General features: G+C 63.4%; 19 protein-coding genes. 6 read left to right on the forward strand and 13 right to left on the reverse strand.

Annotated elements, in window-relative coordinates:
* Positions 1-22 precede the first annotated feature (22 nt).
* Together ASG84_RS25285 and ASG84_RS25290 are read left to right on the forward strand one after the other, a co-directional pair.
* Entirely contained in the window at positions 23-862 is an 840-nt protein-coding gene (locus tag ASG84_RS25285) for a MurR/RpiR family transcriptional regulator (protein ID WP_082521213.1), read from the forward strand.
* Entirely contained in the window at positions 862-2,031 is a 1,170-nt protein-coding gene (locus tag ASG84_RS25290) for an MFS transporter (protein WP_057479697.1), read from the forward strand. Before ASG84_RS25285 ends, ASG84_RS25290 begins: the two co-directional genes overlap by 1 nt.
* A gap of 122 nt (positions 2,032-2,153) precedes the next feature.
* Here ASG84_RS25290 and ASG84_RS25295 read toward each other — a convergent pair whose 3' ends face one another.
* Complete coding sequence (locus ASG84_RS25295; protein WP_057479698.1) at positions 2,154-3,206, reverse strand: YihY/virulence factor BrkB family protein; 1,053 nt, start codon at positions 3,204-3,206, stop codon at positions 2,154-2,156.
* A 92-nt stretch (positions 3,207-3,298) separates the two neighbouring features.
* Between ASG84_RS25295 and ASG84_RS25300 the strand changes: the two genes are divergently transcribed.
* Entirely contained in the window at positions 3,299-3,679 is a 381-nt protein-coding gene (locus ASG84_RS25300; protein ID WP_057479699.1) for a VOC family protein, read from the forward strand.
* On the opposite strand, the gene ASG84_RS25305 is transcribed toward ASG84_RS25300, so the two are convergent.
* Complete coding sequence (locus tag ASG84_RS25305) at positions 3,666-4,631, reverse strand: bile acid:sodium symporter family protein (protein WP_057479700.1); 966 nt, start codon at positions 4,629-4,631, stop codon at positions 3,666-3,668. The genes ASG84_RS25300 and ASG84_RS25305 overlap by 14 nt on opposite strands.
* Positions 4,632-4,846: 215 nt before the next feature.
* On the opposite strand from ASG84_RS25305, the gene ASG84_RS25310 reads away from it, so the two are divergent.
* Together ASG84_RS25310 and ASG84_RS25315 are read left to right on the forward strand one after the other, a co-directional pair.
* Positions 4,847-5,254: a hypothetical protein gene (locus tag ASG84_RS25310; RefSeq protein ID WP_057479701.1), complete on the forward strand. Its 408-nt coding sequence runs from the start codon at positions 4,847-4,849 to the stop codon at positions 5,252-5,254.
* Between the two features lie 417 nt (positions 5,255-5,671).
* Complete coding sequence (locus ASG84_RS25315) at positions 5,672-6,835, forward strand: DUF6461 domain-containing protein (protein WP_156399702.1); 1,164 nt, start codon at positions 5,672-5,674, stop codon at positions 6,833-6,835.
* A gap of 166 nt (positions 6,836-7,001) precedes the next feature.
* Here ASG84_RS25315 and ASG84_RS25320 read toward each other — a convergent pair whose 3' ends face one another.
* Complete coding sequence (locus ASG84_RS25320) at positions 7,002-8,156, reverse strand: FAD-dependent oxidoreductase (protein ID WP_057479703.1); 1,155 nt, start codon at positions 8,154-8,156, stop codon at positions 7,002-7,004.
* Between the two features lie 92 nt (positions 8,157-8,248).
* On the reverse strand, positions 8,249-8,911 hold the full coding sequence (locus tag ASG84_RS25325) for a TetR/AcrR family transcriptional regulator (protein WP_057479704.1): 663 nt from the start codon (positions 8,909-8,911) through the stop codon (positions 8,249-8,251).
* A gap of 387 nt (positions 8,912-9,298) precedes the next feature.
* Between ASG84_RS25325 and ASG84_RS25330 the strand changes: the two genes are divergently transcribed.
* The gene (locus ASG84_RS25330) at positions 9,299-9,934 is read left to right on the forward strand and encodes a TetR/AcrR family transcriptional regulator (RefSeq protein WP_082521214.1); all 636 of its coding nucleotides are present in this window, start codon (positions 9,299-9,301) and stop codon (positions 9,932-9,934) included.
* On the opposite strand, the gene ASG84_RS25335 is transcribed toward ASG84_RS25330, so the two are convergent.
* The 9 genes from ASG84_RS25335 to ASG84_RS25375 all read right to left on the reverse strand — a co-directional run bounded on the left by ASG84_RS25335 (position 9,916) and on the right by ASG84_RS25375 (position 19,761).
* Positions 9,916-11,292 carry a serine hydrolase domain-containing protein gene (locus ASG84_RS25335; RefSeq protein WP_057479706.1) on the reverse strand — a complete coding sequence of 459 codons (1,377 nt, stop codon included), beginning with the start codon at positions 11,290-11,292 and terminating at the stop codon, positions 9,916-9,918. The genes ASG84_RS25330 and ASG84_RS25335 overlap by 19 nt on opposite strands.
* Positions 11,293-11,631: 339 nt before the next feature.
* Complete coding sequence (locus ASG84_RS25340) at positions 11,632-12,660, reverse strand: hypothetical protein (protein ID WP_057479747.1); 1,029 nt, start codon at positions 12,658-12,660, stop codon at positions 11,632-11,634.
* Positions 12,661-12,665: 5 nt separating this feature from the next.
* On the reverse strand, positions 12,666-13,781 hold the full coding sequence (locus ASG84_RS25345) for a glycosyltransferase (RefSeq protein ID WP_057479707.1): 1,116 nt from the start codon (positions 13,779-13,781) through the stop codon (positions 12,666-12,668).
* Positions 13,778-14,923 (reverse strand): lipopolysaccharide biosynthesis protein, encoded by a 1,146-nt coding sequence (locus tag ASG84_RS25350; protein ID WP_057479708.1) that lies wholly within the window; start codon positions 14,921-14,923, stop codon positions 13,778-13,780. Before ASG84_RS25350 ends, ASG84_RS25345 begins: the two co-directional genes overlap by 4 nt.
* A complete protein-coding gene (locus tag ASG84_RS25355; protein WP_235581843.1) occupies positions 14,920-15,987 on the reverse strand; it encodes a glycosyltransferase in 1,068 nt (355 codons plus the stop codon). Before ASG84_RS25355 ends, ASG84_RS25350 begins: the two co-directional genes overlap by 4 nt.
* 69 nt (positions 15,988-16,056) lie before the next feature.
* Complete coding sequence (locus ASG84_RS25360) at positions 16,057-16,662, reverse strand: acyltransferase (protein ID WP_057479709.1); 606 nt, start codon at positions 16,660-16,662, stop codon at positions 16,057-16,059.
* Positions 16,659-17,633, reverse strand: a complete 975-nt coding sequence (locus ASG84_RS25365) for a GDP-mannose 4,6-dehydratase (protein WP_057479710.1) — start codon at positions 17,631-17,633, stop codon at positions 16,659-16,661. The genes ASG84_RS25360 and ASG84_RS25365 overlap by 4 nt, the downstream gene beginning before the upstream one ends.
* Positions 17,630-18,625, reverse strand: a complete 996-nt coding sequence (locus tag ASG84_RS25370) for a GDP-mannose 4,6-dehydratase (RefSeq protein WP_032405368.1) — start codon at positions 18,623-18,625, stop codon at positions 17,630-17,632. Before ASG84_RS25370 ends, ASG84_RS25365 begins: the two co-directional genes overlap by 4 nt.
* Positions 18,625-19,761 carry a glycosyltransferase gene (locus ASG84_RS25375; RefSeq protein WP_057479711.1) on the reverse strand — a complete coding sequence of 379 codons (1,137 nt, stop codon included), beginning with the start codon at positions 19,759-19,761 and terminating at the stop codon, positions 18,625-18,627. The genes ASG84_RS25370 and ASG84_RS25375 overlap by 1 nt, the downstream gene beginning before the upstream one ends.
* Between the last annotated feature and the right edge of the window lie 54 nt (positions 19,762-19,815).

Below are 19,815 nucleotides of genomic sequence, written 5' to 3' on the forward strand. Positions count from 1 at the left end.
GACACAGTGGAAAGTGGAGGGTATGAGCTTCCGAACAGTGGTGGCGAGCAGCGGAAAGTCGTTGAGCGCGTCCGAAAAGCGGGTCATTGCGGTGCTTCTCGGCGAGCCCGCGCCGTCGAGTTTGCGCGCGGCTCCAGTTGCGGCCCGCGCGCAAACCCATGAGTCGACCGTCGTGCGGTTGGCGCAGAAGCTCGGATACAGCGGATTCCCGGACTTGCGCGCAGATCTCGAACGCGACAACCCCGAACCCGTGACCGCATCGGCTCTGATGCGCAGCGAGACCGGTCACGAACTGGCTGTCTTCGCACGCGACGAGGCGCGTGCACTGGAGCGGTTGTCGAGCTTCATCCCGCAGGAGCAGCTGGTGGACGTGGCGACCTCCATTCATCGGTCGCGGGTGGTCTACCTGTTCTCCAAGGCCGACGAACGACCGGCCCTGGATATGCTGGCCCGCCGTCTTCGCAGACTCGGGCTCGTAGTCGTCGAGCTCGGCCTCGGGGGAAAGGACCTCGCCGAGCGGTTCGTCAGCTTCACCGAGGACTCCATCCTTATTGCGTTCGCACTGCGCGAGGCACCGTCTCAGCTGCCCGCGTTGGTCCGTGAAGCGGAACGACGCGGTGGCACGTCGATCCTGATCAGCGACGCGCCGGGATATCACTTCAGGCCCGCGCCGACGCATCTCCTCGTCGCGCAACGGGGAGACGATTCCGAGTACAACACTCTCATCATTCCCATCGCCATTGCGTACGCACTGCAGTTGGCGATCTTCCACCTCGATCCCGGTCGGTACGGGGCGGTGCGCGACGACATCAACGACGTGTCGAGGTTGGTCGGAGGAACCGACGAAATTCCCCTGCGCTGATGGCTTCTCGTGATTCGATTGCTCTGACCGTTCAGGCGACGACTGCGCAGGCCGGGTGGGTCGGGGTGCGGTTGATGATCGGCTATCGGGCGATCGCCGAGGGTGCCGACACTCGAACGCTTGCGGTGATCGCGGCACTGTTCGCTGCGCCCGCAGTATTGGCGGCCCTGCCGATCGGGCGCATCGCCGACAGATTCGGCGGGCCGGTGGTCATCGTGTCGGGAATCGTTCTGTGCTCGATCGCAACCGGTGTACTCGTTGCATTTTCGGCAATGTGGGCGTTGCTCGTATGTACGGCCGCGTTCGGTCTGGGCAATCTGCTCATCATGATCGGGCAGCAGGCGTTCGTCGCCCACGTCCACGTCGACGGCAAGAACGAGAGCGCTTTTGGTGCACTGACTGCCGCCGCGTCGATGGGTCAGTTGGTCGGGCCGCTCGCGGTGACGGCCGTCGCGTCGAGATTCGGCGGCGCGAGCGTCGAGAGTCCGAACACGACGGCAGGCATCCTCACTGCTGGGGCCTTCACCGCGGTAGCGCTGCCCACCGCACTGTTCTTGATGCTCGGCCGCAAACACATTCGTGCGCAGAAACCTGCCGAGGACGAGGCGTCGGGGCTGAAACTGCTCAAGCTGCCGGGTATGTGGCAATCGTTGACGGTCAGCGGCGCGGTGCTGGTAACGGTCGATCTGCTCTATGCCTTCGTCCCGGCGTGGGCCGTCGAGCGTGGGGTGTCGGTGACGACGGTGGGGTGGCTGTTGGCGTTGCGTGCCGGGGTGTCGGTGGTCAGCCGAGTGGGGCTCGGCAGGCTCGACGAGAAGTTCGGTCGCACTGTGCTGCTGAATGTTTCGCTGGCGGCGGGTGCGATCGCTCTCGCTGTGCTGCCATTCGTGCAGGCTGTGGGTGCCATCGGAGTCATGATCGCACTCGGTATCGCGCTGGGAATTCCGCAGCCACTGACCATGTCGTGGGTGGTTTCGATCGTCCCGAAATCCACGCAGGGGGAGGCGTTGGGGTTGCGCATGTCGGCCAACAGGTCTGCGCAGATTCTCATCCCATTGACGGTCGGCGCGATCGCCGGCCCGTTCGGGGTGACGGGCATTCTGCTCGGTAATGCACTGGTGCTCGGGGGATCGATCGTCGCTGCCTCGCATCCGCGGAGTCGGCCGTAACTCAACCGGCGCGGGTGAGCATCTTCTCCACACGACGGCCCGGCCACGGTAAACCCCGGATCTGCTCCGCGGAGTGGAGCAACTGTCGATCGAACGCCGAGATCTGTAGCGGGAAAGGGAAATCACTGCCCCGGGTTGTGTTCCTCCCTCAGTCGGCGACCCTGTTCCACGGCCTGCGCATCCTTCTCGTCGTTCTTGTCGGAGACGCGGGTGTCGCGCGGTGGCAATTGCAGTCGCTTCTCGGCAACGATTCCGGCCTGCAGTTGACGACCACGTTCGAGTTCGGAGTCCAGCTCGGCTCCGAACAACAAGGCCAAGTTGGTGATCCACAGCCATAGCAAGAACACGATGGCTCCGGCCAGTGATCCGTAGGTCTTGTTGTAGCTGGAGAAGTTCGCGACGTAGAAACCGAACGCGACGGTTGCGAGAATCCACACGATGATGCCGACCGCTGCCCCGGAACTGATCCATTTGAACTTGGGCTGCTGCACATTCGGAGTCGCGTAGTACAGAATGGCGACGGCTAGCACCACAACGATCAGGACGAGTGGCCAGCGGGCGATGTTCCAGATCGTCAGTGCGGTGTCGCCGAGTCCGACGGCGTCGCCCACAGCCTTGGCGACGGGGCCGCTGATCGCCAGCATGACGGCCGCGAGTGCGATGAGTACGAGAGCGACGAGCGTGACCAAAAGCATCACGGGGCGCAATTTCCAGATTGGCCGACCCTCGTCCACCTCGTACATGCGGTTCATCGCGCGGCCGAATGCGCCGACGTAGCCGGACGCAGACCACAGCGCACCGGCGATACCGATGATTAACGCGAAGCCCGCGGTGGGTGCCTGGACGAGCTGCTCGATGGTTGGACGTAGCGTGTCGACCGCCGATTGCGGTCCGAGATCGCCGACGATCTGCAGTACGCCGTCGACCGTGGCCTGTCCCTGGCCGAACACGCCGAGCAACGACACGATGGCGAGGATCGCGGGGAAGAGCGAAAGCACGGCGTAGTAGGTCAGCGCGGCTGCGAGGTCGGTGCATTGATCTCGGGAGAACTCACGTGCGGTCTTCTTCAGTACGTAGATCCACGACGGCTTGGTCAGATCCGCAGGTGAATCCGCCTTACGTGGATCGTCGGGATCTGCTTCGGTGGGCGCGGGATCGGTAGCGTGATCTGCCATCAAGGGCGCATACCCGGGCACTACCGATGAAAACAACGGTGTCTGAGGTGGATCGGCTTTGGGCACGGTTCGACGGGTGTAGTTTGGCGCGCATGGCATGTCGAATCAGTGAACTCGTACTCGATTGTCGGGATACCGAGGCCTTGGCGACGTTCTGGTGTGAGGTCTTGGACTTCGTCATATTGGACAGGGAGGACGACGGTTCGGTGGAGATCGGTGCGCGCGACGGCTTCGGCGGCGCACAGCCGACCATCATCCTCAGTCGCAGCGAGAATCCCGAGAAGGCGAAACCGCGACTGCACATCGACGTGAGTGCGACCGATCGGGATCAGGACGCCGAACTCGAACGACTTATCACCCTCGGTGCTCGACGAGTGGAGATCGGTCAGACCGGCCAGGAGTCATGGCATGTGCTGGCGGATCCCGAAGGTAACGAATTCTGTTTGCTGCGAGCAAGACTCAACCCGGTGTGACTGCGTTGTCCTGTTTGCTATCGGCCCCGGTGGACCGTCTGGACCAGTAGCTGGCCAGTAGGGACCCGGACACGTTGTGCCACACCGAGAAGATTGCCGCGGGCAGAGCTGCTGCGGGACTGAAGTGCACCGACGCCAGTGCTGCGGCCAGGCCGGAGTTCTGCATGCCTACCTCGATGCTGATGGCACGTCGGCTGGCGACGTCGAGTCCGCAGGCTTTACCGATGCCGTAGCCGACGGCGAGTCCGAGCGAGTTGTGCAGTACGACGGCCACGACGATGAGCGCACCGATCGACAGCAATGTCGGGGCGCTGGCCGCCACTACGAGGACGACGACGGCGGTGATGCCGGCGACCGAGATCAGCGGCAGGGCGTCGAGCATACGGTCGATGATCCTCGGAAACAGCAGGCGCAGAACAACTCCCAGTACGACGGGCACCAGCACAATCTGCAGGATCGAGACGAACAGTCCGCCCGCGTCGACCGGTAGGTACTCACCGGCGAGCCAGAGCACGAGAAGCGGCGTGAGTATCGGTGCGAGCAAGGTCGACACCGAGGTCATCGCCACCGACAGTGCTGTATCACCTTTCGCGAGATAGACCATCACGTTCGACGCGGTACCGCCTGGGGCGGATCCGACCAACACCATGCCGGCAGTGAGCGCAGCGGAGAGTCCGAGCACGTTGGCAATGCCCAACCCGAGTAGCGGCATCGCGATGAATTGCGCGGCAACGCCGAGCAGCAGCGCCCACGGTCGCCGGGCCACCACCGCGAAGTCGGAAAGCCGCAACGTCATTCCCATGCCGAGCATGATGATCGACAACAACCACGGCACGGCAGGTGTGCCGCCGCTGAACGTGTCGGGGGTGATCAGGGCCAGCGCACCCGCCGCAACGACGATCAGGGCAAACCATTTGCCGGTGAATTCGCTGACGGTCTTCAGCTTGGGCATCGGGAGACTCCATAGGTGGTTGGGCACGGCGTCGCGAAGTCTAGCCCTTTAGCTGAGCTCACTGTTCGAGGTTGCGGTCCGCCTGTAATCCAGCTGTAGTCGACGAAATACGCACAAGCGTCGGCAAGGAACGAGACCGATCGGACTTGTTCTGGCAGAATCAACGGCTACGTAGGACTGTCACAAGCGAAGGACGACGAACACATGACGTCACCGTGAACAAGCTCTCGACGGTGGCGCTGCTGATCTTGTTGGGTGCAGCCGGGATGTTCAACGGCGTGTCCTTGACCTCCGACCCGACCGGTCGGTCACTCGGCCTGGATGTCGGGATGCTCCCCTCGTGGCATACCTGGGACTACCGCATTTCCGGGTTGTTCGTGCTGATCTTTCTCGGACTCGGACCGTTGATCTGTGTGGCAGCAGTACTCGTCGACGCCTCCGAAGCTCCGGTGTATGTCACGTGCGCCGGGCTGGTGACCATCGGGTGGGTGGTGTGGCAGATTCTCGTCCTCGACATCGATGCCCCCCTCGCCCAAATTCCCCTCACTCTTCTGGGGGCCGCGTTGATCCTTCTTGCAGTCGGCCAGTTCCGCGCGCGGGCCCGCGATCGCAGCAGGCAATAGAGTCCGATCGCCGGACTCTGGCGATAGTCACTGCTGCCAGGATCAAGCCCGCAACAGTGAGAAAGTCCGATTCGGTCAGACCTCTGTCCGCGTCGACCACGTACAGCACCGCACCTTCGATGGGGGTGTTGAAGAACAACCACAGAATCGACACAACACCCAGCGAGATTGCTGCAGGCCACGACGGCTTGGCCAATGACCATGCTGCTGAGGCGAACACTGCGTTCATCAGAACGAGCGAGTGGAACGGATCGGTAGTCGGCACCGTTACATCATGGCCGACCAGTGCGCCAGCGCCGCATCGGAGCGACGCCCGGAAACGATCCCCGACATGTCAGTCCGACCGCTTCTCGAATGCCCGATGGCCCCGACTCAAAATTTGTGAGACCGTGCGGTATGCGCTCGCACGAGGAGTACATGTTCATCCCGGACCTGTACGAAGGCTGGATCGGAAACGGATACGTCGCGACCATCATCTGCGAAGCGTCGACCGCTGAGGTACTGCAGGCTTTCGGTGCGGACAACACCGAACACGTGACTGCAGAGGGCATCACCGATCTGCTACCCGCAGAGGCCGATCTGGATGCAGCAGGCAAGCTCGACGGCCTCGATACTCAACTCATTGCGGTCATGGATCTCGGTGATAACAAAGCGCTCCTCGTGCAACAGAACTCGCAGTACGTGGGAGCAACGGAATCATACTTGCAGCCGTTGTTCGCAGGCCGAGACATCGTGTCACACAGCAGTCTCGGCTCGGGAGAGCGGTTCGTATGGTGGTCCGACGGAAAGGTAGTCGCCGATTTCGATCCCTACCACTACGACTCCGAGGAACGCGGTGCACCGAAATCTGTGATCGAAGCCGCCCGTGCGATCGGCGGAATCGGGATCGAAGGTCCGCCACCGCACAACGACGGATACCCGTCGGTAGCAGGCTCGTTCGCGTTGGCCGATCATCTGACCCAGTCTCACGTCAGCCCTGATGTGTTGAGCCGCGGTATCTTTGCCGTCGCAGTGGTTCGGACAGGGCCCGCGCTACCCGTCGAGCCGCCACACACTTTCGAGTCCGAATCTTCGTGGGGTGCTGTCGTGGATCGATACCAGAAATCTTCCCGGCTGTCCCGGTACGGACGGGCTATCGAGACCAGGGGAGATCGGGTAGCGGATATTCGGTTCTGGTATCGCCCATACAGGTCGTATCGGATGGCAGACCGAGACGGGGTCCGGCACATCGTCAACCGGCGCGGCGACTACTGGTCCCGAGTGGACGGCGTCCTGCAGAAAGGTGCTCCGCCGATCGGTCTGGAGGTACACCCTGACACCCTGGTCGAAGTGCAGAAGAACTGGGACGTCGAGTTCAGCACTCTGATTGCCGACAACACCGAAGGAACTGCTGTCGAGGTGGGCGGCAGGGCGGCCTGGGAGTTCGAGCTACCTCCGGGGTGGCAGGGCTTCCCGAGCGCCGTGGCATTCGATGCGGAGTCGGGCATCGCTTTGCGGCGAAACATGCCGTACATCAGCATCGAGTTCAGCGAAATCGTCGTCGGGGTGGATTTGTCCGACGATCTGTTCAACGGTGATTGACCTGAGGGGTGCACCTAACGGTCCATTGGACGCCTCTGTCAGGGGCATCCCCGTACATGGACCTCGAAGCGGAGCAGAAATTGCATTCGGCTTCACATATGGCGTTTCCGGCATAGGTGACTACTTGCAGCCCTAGTGCTCGATTGGGCGTCGGACAATGAATCTGTCACTGCGAGAGACGATCACCCGAGCCGACGGGAGTGACGCCGGAGATCAGGTCGATCAGTCCGAACGGGGATTGTTCCCCGAGGCACAGGTCGAGCGTTTCGTGCGCCTGAACGGCCACCGCTTCACTTCGCGTGAACATTGCCTTCTCGAAGACCGACACCGCTGCGTCGATGTCGCCGCGGTGATCGGAGATCGCGCGACCGAGTTCGGCACCGTCGAACATCGCCAGATTGGCACCGTCGCCGGAGGGCGGCATGAGATGTGCGGCATCACCCACGAGGGTTACTCCCCGCGTGGAATCCCAGCGGTGGTCGTTGGGGAGCGTGAAGATCTTGCGGGGTACCAGCGCGGTGGTCCCGTCGGTGATCAACGCTGTCAATTCCGATGCCCACCCATCGAATTCGGCGGCGACAGCGGCTTTGGCGGAGGTGGTGTCGGTGAAGTCGATTGCGTCGATCCAATCGGAGCTGCGGTTGAGCTGAACGTACGTGTGCAGAATGTCGCCGGCCTCGCGGTGTACGGAGATTCCCTTACCCGGAGTGAGTGCGAACATCGCACCGCCACCGACTGCGCGAGCGGTGGCGGGGTGGCGTACGTCGACGTCGTGGAGGTAGGTCTCCACGAAGACGGTACCCACGTAAGCCGGTACGGCGGCCGAGAGCAGCGATCGGACTCGTGACCACGCGCCGTCGGCACCGACGAGCAGATCGCTGATCGTGGTAGTTCCGTTCTCGAACTCGAGTGAGTGTTGCCCGTCGCCCAGTGGGCGCACGGAGGCGAGCTTGTGACCCCACTGGACGGTGTCGGCTGGCAATGAGTCGAGCAGAATTTGTCGGAGGTCGCCGCGCAGCACTTCTGGTCGACCGCCGGTGCCGTCGTCGGGTTCATCGAACAGAACCTCGCCGTCGGGGCGTAGGACGCGAGTCGCTTCGCCTCCCGCGTGGATGATGGCGCGGAACTCCTCGGTGAGCCCGGCCGCGGCGAGAGCGACCTGCCCGTCGTTCTCGTGAATGTCGAGCTGCCCGCCCTGGGTGCGCGCGTCAGCCGTGGTGTCGGCCTCGTACACCGTGGCGGCGATTCCCTGAACGTGCAGTACCCGTGCCAACACCAGGCCGCCCAGTCCTGCACCGATGATCGAAATGGTTGTACCCATGGGAAGTCTCCGCTCGTTGTTGGAACACTGTTCCAGTCAAGAATGGAACAGTGTTCCAAAACTGTCAAGCGGGGTAGGTTCCAGAGAATGGTTCAACCGCGGTCGATGCCGGCGAGGATGATGTCGACCCCGGCCTGGAATTGCTCTCTGTCGTCGTGGCCGGCGAACTGCGACGCGATCCGCGTCAGGAACGGATAGTCGCCGGTGTCGGTCACCGCCGAGCGCGTGGAGTCGAGAAATGCCGCTCGATCCGTCACCGTGGCGGCCAGTTGCCTCCCGACATCGCGCTGACTCGCAGCCCCGAGGGCGTGGTACATGAGCACGGAAGCGGCGTCGAACTGAGCATTTTCCCGAACTCCGCGTGCATCCAATTCGGTTCCGATGCGGTCGAACAGATGCATGACGGCCGGCTGCCACGGCGCACCGGCGAGTTGCGTTGCCACCCATGGTCGCGTGGTGATCATGTCGAACACCCGCATCATCAGACCGCGAACACCTGGCTCGGTCGGCTCGTTCTCGGGTGAGGATTCGAAGATCGATGCCATAACAGCTTCGGCCGCTGCTGCGACAAGACCATCCCTGTTGCCGACGTGGTGATACAGCGCACCGGGGCCCGTGGACAGGTGTGCGGCAAGGGTGCGAAACGTCAGAGCATCGGTGCCACCCTCGTCGAGCATCTCGATCGCTGCCTGCACGATCCGCTCCTTCGACAGGGCATCGGAACGTCGCGCGGGTGTCGGCTTGATGTTCGTCATGCGCAGATCTTGTCACAGCTGGAACGTTGTTCCAGGGCTGGCTGCGATTGATTCCGAGGCGAGACGGCACCGGACCTGAGGGTTCAGTATCGAGTCGAATGTCCGGGATGCCGCGTATGGAGAGCGATCGTGAACCGTGAGGTCCGTTCGCCGGGCTGAGTAACCTCACACCCCTGCTGCAGGGTGCGCGCCCCTTCTATGACCTGAACTCGGGCGCGCGGTCGGGAAAAAGGGTGTGAGGTCCCGAATCCGAACCCTCGAAGAGCCTACGAACCCCGCACCACGTCGTATGCCGGCTTGGCGCTGAAGTCCGAGCGCAGCAGTCCGTAGTTCTGCTCCGAATCCGTTCGTTGATGGGCGCGCGGGAACGAATGGGATCATCGGTGCGTGCACCCTTCACAGCGGCGACCCTCCGACGACGAGCTTCTCGATGCGGCGCGTGATGTGTTCGCGGATGTCGGTTATCGGGACGCAAGCGTCGCAGCTATTGCTCGGCGCGGCGGCACGACGAAGCCGACGCTCTACGCCCACCTGGGTAACAAAGAGTCCATGTATCAGCGGGTGGTCGGCCGCGAGATGATTCTGATGCAGACGTCACTGTTCTCGGTGTACGACACATTGGATGTCGGAGACGTCGGCTCGGCTGTTCGGGTCGCTGTGACGGCTGGGATGCAGTATGCGGCCCAGCACCCCGCGAGCTTCGCACTGTTGATGTCGGCAAACGATCCGGGAAGTCCGACAGCGGACATGATCAATGCGGTCTACCGAGAATTCGCGGTTCGCATCGCTCAGTTGATCGACCAGACGCTTGCGGCTCGGAACGACTCCGCACGTACTCCCGTCCCCGGTGCCGTGACCCGAACGGTAGCAACGATGGTCGTAGCGACCGGCCTTGAAGCCGCGCGCTACGCGCTATTGGTCGAAGGCATGGAACCCGTCGACGCCACTGACGTCGTGTCTCGATTCATCTGTGCAGGAATCGAATCCGTGACCGATCCGGATCCTCAGCTCCCCACTCGGTGAGGTGTGTCCGAAGAGATGGGAAGACAGGCAAGCAGGAAGCATCCGAAGGGGGTGCCTGCGAGAGGCGCAGCAACCTCTCCGCCCAGTTGGGAGGCGAGGTCGCCGATGCCCAGCGACCCGAGCACGATATTCGGGTCGAAGAATTCGCCGATGTTGACGTCGTTGTTGGGCGTCGGTACGTACGGGGCGACGCTGTCGACATAGGGCGGCAGCGCTTGGATCAACTGGCCGAAGAACTCGTGATACAGCTCGCTGTTCGTGCTTGCGCTGATCAGGGTGGCGAAATCGGGTGAGACGTCACCGAACACGCCGGTCCACGTCACCTGAAGGTCCAGGCTGGGAACGATGAAGTTGTTCTGTTGCAGGAAGCCGACCATCGCGTAGGCGTCATCGGGCAGCCCTGCGAGTGGCGTCACGTCCAGGGTCTTCTGAGACGGAAGTGAGGGACCCGTGCAAGGAGACCTGTTGAGCCAGAACAGGAATCCGTAGCAGGCGTTGTCCGGTGACGGTGCCCTCAGCTCGTTGATGTAGGCCGAGGAGATGATCCTCTTGCCATTCCAGGTGCCGTCGTTCAGCATCAGCATCCCCAATCGAGCGAAGTCGTGGGGAGGCATCAACAGTTTGGCGAACCCATAGGTGTGGCCGGTTCGATCTCGCGCCCAGTAGTAGTCGCGTGCGGAGATGCCCACGGGGTCGAACAACGTGCGCTGCGCGAACGCTTGCAGATCTTCGCCGACGGCTTTTTCGATCACGTAGGCCAGAAGGTCGGTCCCGCGTTGGGAGTACTGGAACTGTCCCGGTGCGACGATCGGCAGCTGCAGGGCCTCGCCAGGTGCGTCGATACCCAAGTCCAAACCGCTTGCCAGCGCCTCCGAGATGACGGCCTGGGCAAGCCCCGAACTCTGGTTCAGCAGCGCTCGGACGGTGATTGCTCGGTGCGCTTCGTCGCCTTGGCCGAGCGGGAGGTATTGCCCGATCGGAGCGTCGACATCGAGCAGACCTTCCGTCACCGCAACGCCGGCGACCATGGCCACGACGCTCTTGGTCGAGCTCCACAGGTGCCAGGGCGTGTTCTCGGTGATGTTGTTCGCGGGCCCTTCTCCGACCAGGCAGTTGTTCTTGAAGATCTGGATGTTGGTCCGCAGACGCGAAGACGCGAAGTCCACTGCTCGCTGCAGAGCCGCGCTGTCCATGCCGACTTCCGCTGCCGTCGCGCGCTCGAACCCCGAGGACGGAGTTGATGGCGCACTACATACCCGGGCCTCGGCGGCAGCAACAGGAGGAGACGCGTTTGCAGGTATCCCGCACAGCACCGTCAGGGTGACGGCGGTCAGGAACGTGGATGCAGCGCGCAACATGATGCTCGACTCTGTAGAGGTGACACGTCAGGGCCGGGCTTTACCGGCCGGTAAAGATGTATCAGATCGACGGCCGTTGCGCAGGGGTTTCGTTCAGATCTCGTGGGCGTGCGGTAGGTCCTGACAATGCGCGTGACGACCCCGGACCTGAGGGTTCAGTATCGAGTCGAATGTGCGGGATGCCGCGTATGGGGAGCGATCGTGAACCGTGAGGTCCGCTCGCCGGGCTGGGTAACCTCACACCCCTCTTACGAGGTGCGCGCCCCTTCTATGACTTGAACTCGGGCGCGCGGTCGGGAAAAAGGGTGTGAGGTCCCGAATCCGAACCTTCAGCAGAGCCTACGAACCCCGCACCACGTCGTATGCCGGCTTTGCGCTGAAGTCCGAGCGCAGCAGTCCGTAGTTCTGTTCCGAGTCGGCGGGGTCGGTTCCCGAGTCACGCAGCGAATGCACGAATACCGGGCCCACGTACGGCAGTGACGACGCCTTGGCCAGGCTCGAGCCGATGATCGCAGCCTGGGCGTCCTCGGTGACGGCCATCGGGCCGTTGCCGGTAGGAGCGCCCAGTTCGGTGATCCAGATCTTCTTGCCGCCGTCGCCATTGGCCGCCATGGTGCCGTAGGCCTGATCGACCTGTGCCCATTGACCGTTGGGATCGTTCTCGACGGTGAAGGGGAACGTATACGGATGCAGCGCAACGGCATCCATGAATCCGCCCGCTCCGGCTGCGTACATCTGCTGCAGGAAGGTCACCGGCGCAACGGTCCAGGCTCCGAAGTTCACGGTGGTGGCCAACCCGGCGCTGAGCACGGTGGCTCCGGCGTCGGCGTTGTGGATCGCGGGATACGCGGCGCGCAACAGGCCGGTGTAGCGGGCAGCGTCGACGGGCGCGAAGAAGGTGGGGATGTTGGGCTCGTTCCACACCTCGTAGCTGTCGACGCGATCGCCGAGGTGCGCCGCAGCGGCACCGGCGAATGCACCGAAGGTGTTGGGATCCAACGGAACTGCACCAGGCAGCGGGGAGGCAATGCCGCCCTGCGCCCATCCGGGGGTTCCGCCCAGCACGGCCAGTACCGAATAACCCTGTGCCGTCGCGGCATTGATCACGCGATCGGTGTTGCCCCAGTCGAACACTCCCGGTGCCGTCTCGATGGCCGCCCAGTTCACGACCACCCGCACCCACGAGGCACCGATCTCGCGTCCGGCCCCGAGCTCGTTGTTCAGCGTGGCGTCGTCGAGCGTCAGGAACGGCGCTCCGCCCGTGAAGCCGAGACCCGCCGGTGGTGCTGCATTCGCGACCGGTGACGAGAGTCCGACGGCAATTGCGGCGGCTGCGGCCACGGTGAGCAGACGTGAGCGGAGGGTCATGGCGATCATCCTAAGGTGCGTGTCAGCGGAGCACCGATCAGTGACTCCACGGTGGAGTGAGGGATGCGATCGTGCCAACGTGCGGTGTTCAGTTCGTAGATGCGTTCGCCCGCCTTGACGGCTGCGGTGCGATCGAGCAGGTAGCGACGGCATTCGGCGACGAACTGCTCCTTGTCGTCGAAGGTGGGCAGCTCGAAAATCGAGTCGAGGGATCCCACGGCCGCGGAGGTTCCGACGACGGGCAGGCCCTTGCTCGCGGCGTCGAGGATCTTGACGCGTACGCCGCCGCCGGTGGCGACGGGTGCGATGAGAGCGCGGCAGGTGCCGAGGAACTCCTGCAGATCGTCGACGAAGCCCAGGTCGCGCACTCCGGCCGGATAGACGGGATCCTTGGCGCCCGGGGCCTTCGCGCCGATGATGCACAGCTCGGCACCGTCGATGCCCGCGGAGATCTCCGGCCAGTACTCCAGCGCGATCTTGAAGGCCTCCTGGTTCGGCGGCCAGTCACGAGTGCCCATGAACACCAGCCGTTTCGCGGTCTCCGCCAGATTCAGCTGCGGCGCGGGTTCGAGGGTGAGGTCGATCCAGCGAGCGTCACGCACACCGTTGTCTCGGTACATCTGCGCCTCGTCGGCGTCGTACGTCCCGACGGCATCTGCCGCGCGCGCGACGCGAATCTCGTCACGCAGGATGCGCGGTGCCTCGATGCGGCCGATCAACCCGCGCGTCACCTTCCACACCTGCGATTCGGTGTTGACAGTGTTGATCGCAAATGGTGACCCCAGTTTGGTCGAACGTAGAAACGACTCGGCCATGTAACTGTGTTCGGCCACATACACATCCGAGGTGGAGGCGTCGATGGCATCACGGAAGGCGTCGACGTCGTAGCGCCCGTGCACGACCGAGCGGGTCGGCCGTAAAGACTTTGTCAGCAACCCCACATCGACTTTCGGCTTGGGGACGCGGACGACGTCGGGAGCTACACCGGTCTCCTTGGACAGGCAGATCGAGCGCACCTCGAATGCCTCACGGGCCAGCTGCATCATCAAACGAGATAATGCGATGTCGCCACCGTGTTCGGTGACTGGGTCTTTGGACAGCAGGAAAGTCGCGCGTCTCATTGCGATACCTCTTCTTTCACCGGACGGCGATACAGGGCGCGCATGAACCAGACGAGGAGCACGGCATCGGTGATGACCGATGCCACGGCTGCGCCGACGGCACCGAAGGGGAACAGGCACAGCACGAGCACCATCTTCAGCGGTGCGAGCGTCGCGGCAGCCAGCACCCGCGTGCGGTCGCGATGCTGGAGGTACAGCACGGTGGTGAACACGTGGTTCATCACCCGCATCACCACGAATAGGGACATCACCACCAGAGCGCCGGCAACCTGCGGGGATGCCGGAGTGAAGAACAGTACGAGCCCGGCTGCCAACAGTAGAGATCCAGCGGCAGCGCCGAGAATGGCCGTGTGCTTCAGGGCCGGACCGGCACTGACCAATCCGTCTGCTGCGCGGAGCTTCTCGTGGAAGGTGTTGCCGAAGGCCTGGCCGATGAAGGCCACGGCCCAGGCTGTCACGGCAGCGACGGAGTAGTAACCGGCGATCGTGGAGTCGGTGAGGAAGCCGAGCAGCAGTACGTCGCCCTGGATGTAGACCGCGTTGGCGAGGTTCTCCGAGAACAGCATCGACATCTCGCGACACGATCCGGGGACACGCGGTGCCGCGACCCGGGTCTGCAGCGCGGCCAGCAGCGCGATGACGAAATACGGTGCCGCGTAGAGCAAGCTGGCCGTCGTCAGCGACGGGTCGGGAACGGCGAACAGATACGCGGTCGCCAGCGCGATGGATGTCGCCTGTCGAGTGGTGTCCAGGCGCTGCGTCAGATCAGGACGGCCGTCGCGCAATGCTCTGCTCTTGTAGGCATTGAAGACCAACTCGCCGCCGCCGATGACGAGAGCGAACCAGGCGATGTAGCTCACCGGCAGCAGACAGAGCCCGCCGACGATCAGTACCGCACCGGCCAGTACCCGGGTGGTGCGCTCGCCCAGAAACTCTCGCTCGGTCACCCGGATGGAACGGACGGTGAACGGGTGATCCAGTGGCGCTGCGACTATCGCGGCGAGCGCGAAGGCCATGGCGTATTGACCGTAGTCACTGATCCCGAGCTTGGCGATCAGCGCGACGGTCCACAGCAGACCGATGCCGCGTCCGCCGTAGGTCCACAGGGCGGCGACCCCGGCCTTGATCAGATTGCCGTTCATTTCGACCACACAGACACAAAACTCTCGGCAACCAGGTGTGGAGCGTTGGCGCTGCGCAGGGTCTCCACTTCCTGGCGGAGTCGGGTCAGCTGTTCCCGATCGGTGACGAGCCGAGCGGTGGCGTCGGCGATCTCGACGGTTCCGCCGGCGACAACCAGTGCACCGCCATCGGTTTCGGAGAGCGCACCTTCTTCGAGGCACACAACCGGAGTTTGGTAGGCGATGGCACGGCTCACCGAACCGGAGGCGGGGAAGGCGTCGCCGTAGATGGATCGCTTGCCGTAGGGCACTACGAGTGCGCGGATGGAGGCGAAGAAGGCGTCCTCTTCGGGTCCGTTCACTTCGCCGAGAATCTCGACGCCGTCCACGGGGTCGAGCTGTTCGGTCCCGCGTCCGGCGATGCGAATTGCGATCTCGCTGGGCAAGCGATCGCGAAGCTGCTGGAGCTGATCGAATCCTTTACCGCGATAGACGAATCCGAACAGTCCCACGGCGAGGGGCCGATCCTCGGCCGGCGTGATGTCGGGGCGTTCGGGGACGAAGTGCATCACGGCCTCTGCCGTCACGGCGGGGTAGCTGCGTTCCAGGGAGTCGGAACCGGAGCGGGTGAGCGCGAACAGTGTTCGACGTCCGACGACGGCCCGTTCCAGTCGGCGCCACGCGGCGCGTAGTGGGTAGTGCAGGCCGTGGTTGAGCACCTTCTTGCCGGCCAGGAACTTGGTGCGGGCGGGCCACCAGACGATGCCGGGTGGGTCGTGCACGGTCGCGGTCACCAGCGGGTTGCCGGTGAGACGTGCGGTTGCCCAGAACGGCATCACCGAGCCGCCGCTGAGTTCGCAGTGCACGATGGTCCTGCCCGGGTCGGCGTCGACGAGCTCCTGTATTGCCCTGCGGTGCCGCAGAATGTCTCGTACCGAGTGTGACCCCGGTCCGTCATGGCGATACTCGATCACCTCGCCGAAGTGGGGACGCACAGCGTCGGCGAAATCGTCGGCGTAGTCGCCTACCCCGCCCACTCCGGATCGAGGGGCGAGGTAGACGAGTCGGCAGTCGCGCAGGATCACCTTCTCGAGGCTCCCTTCGGTCGTGCACGGAAGTTCGTAGTGGGCTACGAAGTTCCATGCACATGGGGGTCAGTAGAAGAGCGGCCGATACTTAGGGCGGTAGGCAAGGGCTTTGGGATCGCGCATCGCGCGCACCTTGGCCGGCACTCCGGCAACCACTTCGAGCTCGCCCACATCCCCGCGCACCATGGAGCAACCACCGACAACCGCGCCACGGCCGAGGGTCACCCCACTGAGAAGTGTGCTGCGACTGGCGATCCACACATAGTCGCCGATGACGCAGGGCTCGAGGATCGGGGTGAACTCCGGCGAATTGTGATCGTGGTAGCCGCCGATGATGTGGGTGTCACTGGCGATGACGACATTGCTGCCGATCGTGATGCCTCCGCGGGCGTCGAGCATGCAGCGGAATCCGATGGAGCATGCGTCGCCGATGGTGAGGCCCTCGGGATCGAGGATGGTGGTGCCGCGGAAGATCGAGACGTCCTTGCCGATCGTCGCTCCGAACGCGCGCAGGAAGTTCTGCCGAATCCAGTGTGACGGAATGAAAGTCACGAACATATTGAACCCGAGGGTGCCGACGCGGTTGCGCAGCTTCCGCTTGAACGTGATGTCCTGCATCTTGTAGTTGGACACGTCGTAGATCTCGCCCACAGGCCGTTCCACCGCTGTCATGCTGCCATCTCCTCGGTCATGTCGAACTCGACCATCGCCTTGACGATCTGATCGAAGTCCTTGGTCGGTGCCCAGCCCAACAGGTTCCGGGCTTTGGTGGCGTCGCCGACCATTCTTGCCGAGTCGACGGGTCTGAGCATCTCGGAGTCGCTCTGGACGTGATCACGCCAGTTGTCGATCCCCACTGCCTCGAACGCGGTGGCGACGAAATCCGCCACACTGTGCGCCTCGCCGGTGGCGACGACAAAATCGTCACCCTTGCCGTAGTCGGCCATCGCTGCAATCGCCTCGACGTAGTCCGGTGCCCAGCCCCAATCGCGTACCGAGGCGAGGTTGCCGAGTTCGAGTGTGTCGAGGGTTCCGCGGGAGATGGCCGCGGCCGCCTTGGTGATCTTGCGGGTCACGAAGGTCTCCGGTCGTCGCGGCGATTCGTGGTTGAACAGGACGGCATTGGTGGCCTCGAGGCCGCGGGATCGGTAGACCTGAACCATGTTGTGACTCAGTGCCTTCGATACTCCGTAGGGCGAGGTCGGAGCAATCGGCGTGTCTTCGTTCTGCCGCGGTACTCCGGATCCGGCGAAGATCTCGGCACTGGACGCGTTGACCACCATGATCCGCCTGCCCGACGCCTCCTGCTGGGTGAAGCAGGCGTCGAGTAGCGCAGCTGCCGAGAGTCCGTTGACCTGCGTGGTGAGGACCGGGTCGTTCCACGATCGCCACACCGACGAGATGCCGGCGAGGTGAAAGACGTAATCGGGCTCGATGTCGCGAATCAGAACTCGAGCAACTCCGGGTTTGCTGATGTCGACTCGGTGTTGCGCGACGTGCGGGTTGACTGTGCCGTCGTTACCACCTGGCTTGGCCACACCGTGGAGGACCCAACCGCGTTCGAGCAGCAGTTCGGCGAGGTAGCTACCGTCCTGGCCTGCCACTCCGGTGATCAGCGCGGTCGGGCGGTGCCCGGTGTTCACGCGATTGCGGCCGTGTCGGGCGACTGTTCGGCGAGGTCGTTGTGCACCATCATCGTAACCAGTTCGGGGAAGGCAACCTTCGGCTTCCAGCCCAGCGCGGCGTGGGCTTTGGCGGAGTCACCGACGAGCAGATCCACCTCGGCCGGACGGAAGAACTGTGGGTCGATCTTGACGTAGCGCTCCCAGTCCGTGATGTCGACGGCGGCGAAGGCATGGTCCAGAAGCTCTCGGATGGAATGAGTCTCGCCGGTGGAGATCACGTAGTCGTCGGCCTCGTCCTGCTGCAGCATCAGGTACATGGCCTCGACGTAGTCGCCGGCAAACCCCCAGTCGCGCTTGGCGTCGAGATTGCCCAGCGAGATCTCGCTCTGCAATCCGAGGGCGATCCGGGCGACGGCCTGGGACACCTTCCGCGTCACGAATTCCGGCCCTCGACGCGGAGATTCGTGGTTGAACAGAATGCCGGAGCTGGCGTGCATACCGTAGGACTCGCGGTAGTTGATTGTCATGTAGTGCCCGTAGACCTTGGCGACACCGTAGGGGGATCGAGGCCACAGCAACGTTTCCTCGCGCTGCGGTACCTGCTGGACCTTGCCGAACATCTCCGAGCTCGAGGCCTGGTAGAAGCGAACCTGCTTGCCCGATACCTGCTCGTAGAGCCGGGTGGACTCGAGCATGTTCAGCACGCCGCCGCCGGTGACGTCGGTGGTGAGGCGTGCGTTCTCCCACGAGTAGGCCACGAAGGAGACGGCTCCGAGGTTGTAGACCTCGTCGGGGTCGGCGACGGCGAACGCGCGCATCAAGGCGGAGAGATCCAGCAGATCGCCGTGCAGGATCTGGACCTGCGGTAGCTCCCGTTCGACCATGGCGGCCTTCGGATTGTTCTGTCCGCGGATCAATCCGAAGACCTTGTAGCCCTTGCTCAGTAGTAGCTCGGCGAGGTAGAGGCCATCCTGGCCGGTGATGCCGGTGATCAGTGCGCGCTTGGTCATCACGATGCCGCCCTCTCCATGTTGTGTGTGTACATCTCGGACACCGCCGCGTGCAGTTCGGCGGCGAAGCGTTCTTCGTTGAATTGCTCGACGTGAGCCTTGATCTTCAGGGGTTCCCACGAGATTCGTTCGAGCTCTGTCACCGCGTCGCGGATCGAATCCGGTTGGGGCTGATCGAAGTACACACCGGATACGCCGTCCTCGACGGTGTCGAGGAAGCCGCCCCAGCGCAACACCGCGCTGGGCTTGCCGTGGACGCCCGCTTCGATGGGGGTCAGTCCGTAATCTTCATAGCTGGCGGCGATCAAACCGTTACAACCCTGATAGAGCCAGGTCATCTGGCCCGAGGTCAGATCGCTGAGCATCAGTACGTTGTCGGACTTCAGCTTTCGCAGTCGGTCTGCCTCGGGGCCGCGGCCGACGACGATCAGCTTGCGGTCGGTGCCGGCAAATGCAGCCATGACCTTGTCCACGTTCTTGTAGGGCAGCAGTCGTGAGATGCAGAGGTAGTAGCCCGAGCCCTTCGAGAAGGCGTCCGCCTCGGGGATCGGTTCGGGCGTTGCCGTCTCGACGGTGAACGGCGCGGGCAGCACCGTCGACCTGATGCCGTATGCGTCCGTGATGCGTTGCTGCACCACGGTGGAGATGGCGAGATACCGGTCGGCCGACAGTGCCGCTCGTTTGTCCCAGGTGCGCAGCGGAGCTGAAAGTGTTTTGAGTGCAGCGCGTTTGAGCGGACTCCGCGATTCGCCCAGATACATCTGCGATTCGTACAACCAGCGCGCCGGGGAGTAGCAGTAGACGAGCTTGCGACCGGAGGTGTGGAAGCCATGGGCCCAACCGCTGGTGCTGGTGAGCACCACGTCGGCGTCGATCTCCACGGAAGAGGATGCGAACGGGAGCAGCGGCAGGGCGGCGCGGTGGTTCTTGCGAAGGAAACCCACTCGGTTCAACCGGGAAGGCCGTACATCGAGTTCGGAGAACTCGGGGAACGTCGTCGACGGCTCGAAGAGCGTGGTGTGGATGGGCGCGTCGGGGAAAGCGCGTGCCATTGCCAGCACGACCTTCTCGGCACCGCCGCGTTGGGTCAGGTAGTCGTGGGCAATCGCAACGCGGGGTCTCGTGCTTTCGGTCATGCTTCCGCCTGATGGTGCTTAGGCGAACCAAGCTGCGACACAACAATATTCGTA

The organism is Rhodococcus sp. Leaf278 (assembly GCF_001426085.1).
Classification (GTDB): Bacteria; Actinomycetota; Actinomycetes; order Mycobacteriales; family Mycobacteriaceae; genus Rhodococcoides.

Bases quoted from the DNA above. Each gene is read 5' to 3' on its own strand.
- ASG84_RS25285 (WP_082521213.1), top strand. From the start codon at position 23: ATGAGCTTCCGAACAGTGGTGGCGAGCAGCGGAAAGTCGTTGAGCGCG.
- ASG84_RS25290 (WP_057479697.1), top strand. From the start codon at position 862: ATGGCTTCTCGTGATTCGATTGCTCTGACCGTTCAGGCGACGACTGCG.
- ASG84_RS25295 (WP_057479698.1), bottom strand. From the start codon at position 3,206: ATGGCAGATCACGCTACCGATCCCGCGCCCACCGAAGCAGATCCCGAC.
- ASG84_RS25300 (WP_057479699.1), top strand. From the start codon at position 3,299: ATGGCATGTCGAATCAGTGAACTCGTACTCGATTGTCGGGATACCGAG.
- ASG84_RS25305 (WP_057479700.1), bottom strand. From the start codon at position 4,631: ATGCCCAAGCTGAAGACCGTCAGCGAATTCACCGGCAAATGGTTTGCC.
- ASG84_RS25315 (WP_156399702.1), top strand. From the start codon at position 5,672: ATGTTCATCCCGGACCTGTACGAAGGCTGGATCGGAAACGGATACGTC.
- ASG84_RS25320 (WP_057479703.1), bottom strand. From the start codon at position 8,156: ATGGGTACAACCATTTCGATCATCGGTGCAGGACTGGGCGGCCTGGTG.
- ASG84_RS25325 (WP_057479704.1), bottom strand. From the start codon at position 8,911: ATGACGAACATCAAGCCGACACCCGCGCGACGTTCCGATGCCCTGTCG.
- ASG84_RS25335 (WP_057479706.1), bottom strand. From the start codon at position 11,292: ATGTTGCGCGCTGCATCCACGTTCCTGACCGCCGTCACCCTGACGGTG.
- ASG84_RS25340 (WP_057479747.1), bottom strand. From the start codon at position 12,660: ATGACCCTCCGCTCACGTCTGCTCACCGTGGCCGCAGCCGCCGCAATT.
- ASG84_RS25345 (WP_057479707.1), bottom strand. From the start codon at position 13,781: ATGAGACGCGCGACTTTCCTGCTGTCCAAAGACCCAGTCACCGAACAC.
- ASG84_RS25350 (WP_057479708.1), bottom strand. From the start codon at position 14,923: ATGAACGGCAATCTGATCAAGGCCGGGGTCGCCGCCCTGTGGACCTAC.
- ASG84_RS25360 (WP_057479709.1), bottom strand. From the start codon at position 16,662: ATGACAGCGGTGGAACGGCCTGTGGGCGAGATCTACGACGTGTCCAAC.
- ASG84_RS25370 (WP_032405368.1), bottom strand. From the start codon at position 18,625: ATGACCAAGCGCGCACTGATCACCGGCATCACCGGCCAGGATGGCCTC.
- ASG84_RS25375 (WP_057479711.1), bottom strand. From the start codon at position 19,761: ATGACCGAAAGCACGAGACCCCGCGTTGCGATTGCCCACGACTACCTG.